Raw genomic sequence first — 5869 nt, 5'->3', positions numbered from 1 at the left:
CTCCGCCACTTGCCCCCGCGAAAGCGTTCTCCCGATCCGGCTGAGGCCGGATTTTTCCGTTGTTTTCGAGGGTTATGCGGGTGAGGCTGAGCACCGCCGCCAGCGCCAGGAGGCCCGAAGGCGGTCTCTCAGGGTCGATATTCTCCGGACCTCTCGACTGCGTGGTTTTGGTGTAAAGCGCGCAAGCATCTGAAATCTAAAGACTGTCTTGTAGCCTGACCTGAACACTTCGACGCCGGTCGCATCCGCGAGAAGGAACAGAAATCGAACAGGATCGATGAGGTCGCTTGGGTGACCACCTATGCGGCCATGTTCCGGCTTTGTCCGAAACGGCCCTTGTGTTAGAATTACAATCAAAAACAGTGAGGTGACACGATGTCGGGGCTGCCCGGCAGATCGCGACGATGGAGCCTGAAGCGATATCCGAGCCGGTGAAGGGCGCGGCGCAGGGCGAGTTCAGGCTTCGTGTCCTTCTGGCGGACCATCGACATTATGTACGAGCGGCCGTCCGCAGTGACGTGGTCAGCCATCACGATGGACGCATGGGACTTGCCTGGGACGGATCGCTGGGGCTCTTCGGAACCGCGCGGATCCCACGGAAGCTCCCCCGTTGCGTCCGCGTTTCCACGACGACCTCGCCATTGTCGACATACGCCCGCCGGATGGGCGCCTTGGTCAGGACGGTTCCCAGCGGCCGGCCATCTTCCGTGAAGACGCGAACGCCCTTGCCTTCGACCAGGAGGACCATGCCTCCGCTGACGAGCAGATCGCATTTTGGCGAACAATCATGCAAGGCGATCAGGCGGTCGCCGTCGAGCACATAGAGACGGGTCGTGGTCATCACATAGAGGAACGCTTCGGTCTCGACGATGCGGACAGGCACGGAGCCCACGTCGTAGATCGTGGTCGGCGAGCCGCTGCGGTCCACACGCACCACCCGCCCGGCATAGGTGCCAAGCAGAGCGGTTTCTCCCGTCCCGGAGAAGGCTGCGGCATAAATCCAGTCCGCCTCGGCCGCGGGGCCAAAGCTGATCACGATTTCAAAGCCGTTTTCACCTCCTCCACTCCCGTCAAGCTGCTCAGGGTCGAGGCCTGTTAGCCGCTCCGATGCGACATTCACCGCCTTCATCCTTTCCTCGTTTCCCGGATTTACGTCAGGGTGCAGTTCACGCACGAGCTGCCGATATCGCCTTCGGATCTCGTCGGGCGTGACCGGCATCTGAAGACCCATGACCTCCAGGGCTTGATCGATTTCCGCCGCGGTCCCGAAGCTGGACCCGCCTACCCTGATGCGGGTGGGCTCTTTCGCCGGCATCCTGAGCCCCCATAAGCGCTCTCCTTCCCGGTTAACGCACCACGCTTCGTCGACGTGAGTGAAGAGGTAGCGGTTCCGATCCGGTGTCAGTGCTATACAGCGCAGAGCGCGATGTGCCTCGCTCGCTGCTAAGCCGAGTCGTTCGCGGTTGGCGGCGACTTCCGGGGCGACCTCTAGATCAGTCTCGAAATCGATGCCGAGGTCGCCACGATAGACGGTCATCACACCGCTCTTTGAGCGCAGCGCGAAGCCCTCGCCCTCTGGATGAACGGAGATGTGGTAGGCATCGCGGTGTAGGGGCACCGGTGTCCCAGGTCGTCCACTCGCGTCGCTGAACATCACCGCTCCAGCAGCGCCAAGGCTCGCTTCTGACTTCGCAAGATCGTCGAATGACAGTGCGCCGCCGCGCGTGCTGTAATGCCTGCGAAAGGCCGGATCCGGTCGATCCGATTTCGAAATTGCCTCGACGACGATTTCGCTCCAGCATCCTTGAGGGTCTGCGAAGGCTTCCTCTGTGGCAGGCAGCTCGACGGGTCGCTCCCACGCATTCGGCGAAGGCGGAAGAGGCACGATATTCACACGCTTTGGGTCGAGTTCGTGCGGACGCCCGGCACCTCGGTCGCGTCGGTGCGATCCCGGCCTTGCTGGCTCATTGTAGATCGTCGCGGCCGAGGCCTTGGGCATCTCGGCATCGGCGAGATAGAGCTCATAGGTCTTTCCGCTCTTCGCGCGACGGACTTCTCCCGACTTCTCGAGGTAGGAGATGAGCCGACTGGCACGGCGCGCGTCATCGACGCCCAGCACAGTTTTGATCCGGCTTTGCAGGATGCCCGGATTTGCGCGGATCGCCTCCCGGAGCTGGTCGAAAAGGTCGAGGTCGGCTAAGTGTTCCTCCGCCTCGTCTCGGTAAGCTTGCAGATGGTCGAAACTCTGCACCAGGTCCCGCAACTCGCAGAGGCCGTCCCGATCTCCGACGATGGCCATCATCGTTCCGCCTTGCGACAGGGCCGGAATCCGAATGTCAAGCCGCTGCCCGTCGCCTTGAGGATCTTTCAGCCAGTCACGCAGCAGCGGTAGACTTGCACGCGCGGCTGCAGCGGCGGTCACATATTCCTTTGCGGAAACCGAGGAGGTGAAACGTTCGAGCTGCGCGAAATAGAGCTGCCCGGGCAGAGAAGGGTCCGCCATCCGGAGGATCTCAGGCTCCGGCTCGGCAGCGGCCTTACTGCGAGGCTCATCTCGCACAGTATCCGGTGCCTTGGGCTCGCGGGCAGAAGATCCGCCAAATAACCATCTGAAAATGCCCGACATGATACGCCCCAATATCCCCGATTTGTCTCAGGGTCATCTGAAACCCAAGCTGCCGCAATCCCCGTATCGTGGCGAATTTCATTTGGCGGGCACTCAGGAAAGCAGCGCCATCTGTGATCGCCACTCCAACGGAAATGGCTCCATGAGCCCCTTCAGCGTGACGTCCGAGCTCTGTTTCCCTTCTAGGATAGCTTCGACGATGTCGGGCGCAAGCAGCGTAAGGCGCAAGACACGGGCCATGTAGGTGAAGGCGATCCCCTCGCGCTCGGCCAGTTCGCCGATGGTGGCGAACTCGCCCGACTCCAGCATGCGCTTCCATCGGAATGCGCGGGCGAGCGCCTTGACCAGCGTGCTGTCGGTCTTGGGCGTTTGGCTGACTCCCGCGGGCAGTTGCATCTCCTTCCGCCCGCCACGCTTCACGACGCGGAACGGGACATGGAGCGTCACCGTCTCGGGGATCGGAGCCCCGCGGGTCATGCTGCTGCTCCAATGTCGGTGGTGATCTCACGTGCCAGTGCCGCCAGCCCGTCCATGCGCAGGCGGACGTTGAGCCCGGCGGCGCCGATCTCCACCCGTTCGACCAGCAGCGCCGCGATGCGCGCTTGTTCGGCGGGGAACAGTTCGTCCCATAGCGGATCCAGCCGGGCCAGCGCCGCGCGGGCATCGGCCTCGGTGATCTCGCCGTCCTGCGCGCGGGCCGCCTTCCACGTGCCTGCGACGATCTCCGGCTGGCGGAACACGGCGCGCAGCTGGTCAATGACGGCGGCCTCGATCTCGCCAGCGGGGACACGACCCACCGGGCACGACCCGGCACCGTGTTTCAGCACGGTCTGGCTGACGTAGTAACGATACAGCCGCCCGCCCTTGCGGGTGTGGGTGGGCGAGAACGCCGCACCGTCGGGACCGTAGACCAGCCCCTTCAGCAGCGCGGGCGTGTCGGCGCGGGTGCGGGCGGCGCGCTTGCGCGGGCTTTCCGTCAGGATGGTGTGGACGCGGTCCCATGTCTCGCGACCGATGATCGCGGCGTGCTCGCCGGGATAGCTGTCGCCCTTGTGGACCGCCTCGCCGATGTAGGCGCGATTGCTCAGCATGCGGTAGAGGTATTTCTTGTCGATCCGGTTGCCCCGCGGCGTGCGGATGCCGCGCCTGCCGACCTCGCGCGCTAGCTCTGTGCAGGAGCCGATCTCGAGGAATTGGTCGAAGATCCAGCGCACATGCGCGGCGGCCTCCTCGTCGATCAGCAGCTTGCGGTTCTCGACGCGGTAGCCATAGGGCGGCACGCCGCCCATCCACATCCCCTTCTTGCGGCTGGCGGCGACCTTGTCGCGGATGCGCTCGGCCGTAACCTCGCGCTCGAACTGGGCGAAGGAGAGCAGGATGTTCAGCGTCAGCCGCCCCATGGACGTGGTGGTGTTGAAGGACTGCGTCACCGACACGAAGGTCACGCCGTTGCGGTCGAAGACCTCGACCAGCTTGGCGAAGTCGGCGAGCGAGCGGCTGAGGCGGTCGATCTTGTAGACCACCACGACATCGACCAGCCCGTCCTCGATGTCTTCCAGCAGCCGCTGCAGGTCGGGCCGTTCCAGCGTGCCGCCGGAGATGCCGCCATCGTCATACTGATCGCGCACCAGCACCCACCCCTCGGAGCGCTGGCTGGCGATGTAGGATTCGCAGGCCTCCCGCTGGGCGTGCAGGCTGTTGAATTCCTGCTCCAATCCCTCCTCGGAGGATTTCCGGGTGTAGACGGCGCAGCGCAGCTTGCGGACGGGTTTCGATTTTTCCGGCGGCTTCGTCATGTCCGCCCCCTGTGGTTCCTGAGCCCGAAGAAGACCCAGCCGTTCCAGCGCGTGCCGGTGATGGCGCGGGCGATGGCCGAGAGCGACTTGTAGGGCCGCCCTTGCCATTCGAACCCATCGGCGGTGACGGTGACGATCTGCTCGACCCCCTGCCATTCGCGCAGCAACCGCGTGCCGGTGATGGGACGGTCGCGATCGGCGCGGATGCTACGCTTCTTGCTGTCGCCGCCGTCCAGTTCCTCGCCCAGTCGCTCAAGGCGCCGGATCGTCTCCGGCTTCAGCCCGCCACAGGCCAGTTCCTGGATGCGGTAGGCCAGGCGGGATTCGAGGTAGCGCCGGTTGAAGGGCGGCGGTTCGCTGTCGAACAGGTCGCGCCACTGCTTTTTCAGGTCAGGCGTCGGTGTGGTCTTCAGCGCGGCCAGGCGCGCGGGGATCGGATCGTGGGTCGTCATGCATTTCTCCGGTGAGTTGGAGTTGCATGACGGCATTGGTCGGGCGGATAGTGTAGGTAACTTTCTCCAGTATCGTCAGATACTTCGCCCTTCTCCCGCATGCGCAACCGAACAAGCCCGAGCGCCAGCAGCCCGCAGAGCTCGGCGCGGCGCTCGGCGGGCGTCATCACCGTAGGAGCGAGTGGGTTGGGGCGACGAGTGGGACCGGGATCGAACATCATGATCCATCGGTGCATGATTGCGCAGATGACCGCGACCTCGGAACGGGTCAGCCCGTGCCCGCCCCGAAAGGGTGAACCCTTTCGGTGTTGCAACACCTTGGTGGGTTGAGGGGTCAGGGCGTTCCCATTATGTTCGAACTGTCCCCAATCGATTCACGAGGCCCCCATGTCGCTGCAATCGCTCGACCGTACCCAATGGAGTTCTGCAGAGGCGCTGGCCCATGTGCAGAACGTGACGATCGCGCGGCGCGCGGTGGAAGCGGCAAGTTTGCCGCCCAGACCGGTGCCGGAATACCAGACCTGGAACCGGCCGCAGGACCCGACGATCGCGTGGAAGGCGGAGGCGGAGACCGAGTTGCTCGTCGCGTTGCGAGACGGGGATCTTCTGGCGCAGGGGCGATACACGGAGGAGCGGACCCATGGCTGGGGCAACGGCGGCAGCAGCAGCGGTTTCGGCCTGCATTCGGGCTACCACACCAGCATCCGCCCGGAGCAGTGGCGCGAGGGCAAGTATTCGTTCGGGCGGCTGACCGCGCGGGATTGGGAATTCATCGACATCCGCGTGGCGCGTTTCCTCGTGAAGGCGATCTGGCCAGATTACATCCCGGAGCCGGCGCGACCCGCGCAAGGCGCGGCAGATGCAATATACACCACGCCCTATCTCGATCTGATGCAGGCCGCGATTGCACATTTCGGGATTTCGCAGGGGAACCAGGGCAAGAAGGAATGCCTGATGGACTGGTTTCTCGAGCAGCAGATCGAGGGCGAACCGGT

General features: G+C 64.0%; 6 protein-coding genes. 1 reads left to right on the top strand and 5 read right to left on the bottom strand.

Annotated features, from left to right (window positions below; all coding sequences use genetic code 11):
• Positions 1-353: 353 nt before the first annotated feature.
• The 5 genes from ACE3P2_RS03735 to ACE3P2_RS03715 form a co-directional block, all read right to left on the bottom strand.
• The gene (locus ACE3P2_RS03735) at positions 354-530 is read right to left on the bottom strand and encodes a hypothetical protein (protein WP_324328713.1); all 177 of its coding nucleotides are present in this window, start codon (positions 528-530) and stop codon (positions 354-356) included.
• Positions 530-2503 carry a DnaJ domain-containing protein gene (locus ACE3P2_RS03730; RefSeq protein WP_324328715.1) on the bottom strand — a complete coding sequence of 658 codons (1974 nt, stop codon included), beginning with the start codon at positions 2501-2503 and terminating at the stop codon, positions 530-532. The genes ACE3P2_RS03735 and ACE3P2_RS03730 overlap by 1 nt, the downstream gene beginning before the upstream one ends.
• A gap of 216 nt (positions 2504-2719) precedes the next feature.
• Entirely contained in the window at positions 2720-3103 is a 384-nt protein-coding gene (locus ACE3P2_RS03725) for a hypothetical protein (RefSeq protein WP_324328717.1), read from the bottom strand.
• Positions 3100-4422, bottom strand: a complete 1323-nt coding sequence (locus ACE3P2_RS03720) for a recombinase family protein (RefSeq protein WP_324328719.1) — start codon at positions 4420-4422, stop codon at positions 3100-3102. The genes ACE3P2_RS03725 and ACE3P2_RS03720 overlap by 4 nt, the downstream gene beginning before the upstream one ends.
• Positions 4419-4874 carry a DUF2924 domain-containing protein gene (locus tag ACE3P2_RS03715; RefSeq protein ID WP_324328721.1) on the bottom strand — a complete coding sequence of 152 codons (456 nt, stop codon included), beginning with the start codon at positions 4872-4874 and terminating at the stop codon, positions 4419-4421. The genes ACE3P2_RS03720 and ACE3P2_RS03715 overlap by 4 nt, the downstream gene beginning before the upstream one ends.
• Before the next feature lie 387 nt (positions 4875-5261).
• On the opposite strand from ACE3P2_RS03715, the gene ACE3P2_RS03710 reads away from it, so the two are divergent.
• Positions 5262-5869, top strand: a 608-nt coding sequence (locus tag ACE3P2_RS03710) for a hypothetical protein (RefSeq protein ID WP_374261185.1), incomplete at its 3' end; no start/stop codon positions are given.

The organism is Zoogloea sp. (assembly GCF_041911615.1).
GTDB lineage: Bacteria > Pseudomonadota > Gammaproteobacteria > Burkholderiales > Rhodocyclaceae > Zoogloea.
This window is presented reverse-complemented; position numbering and strand designations above follow the sequence as displayed.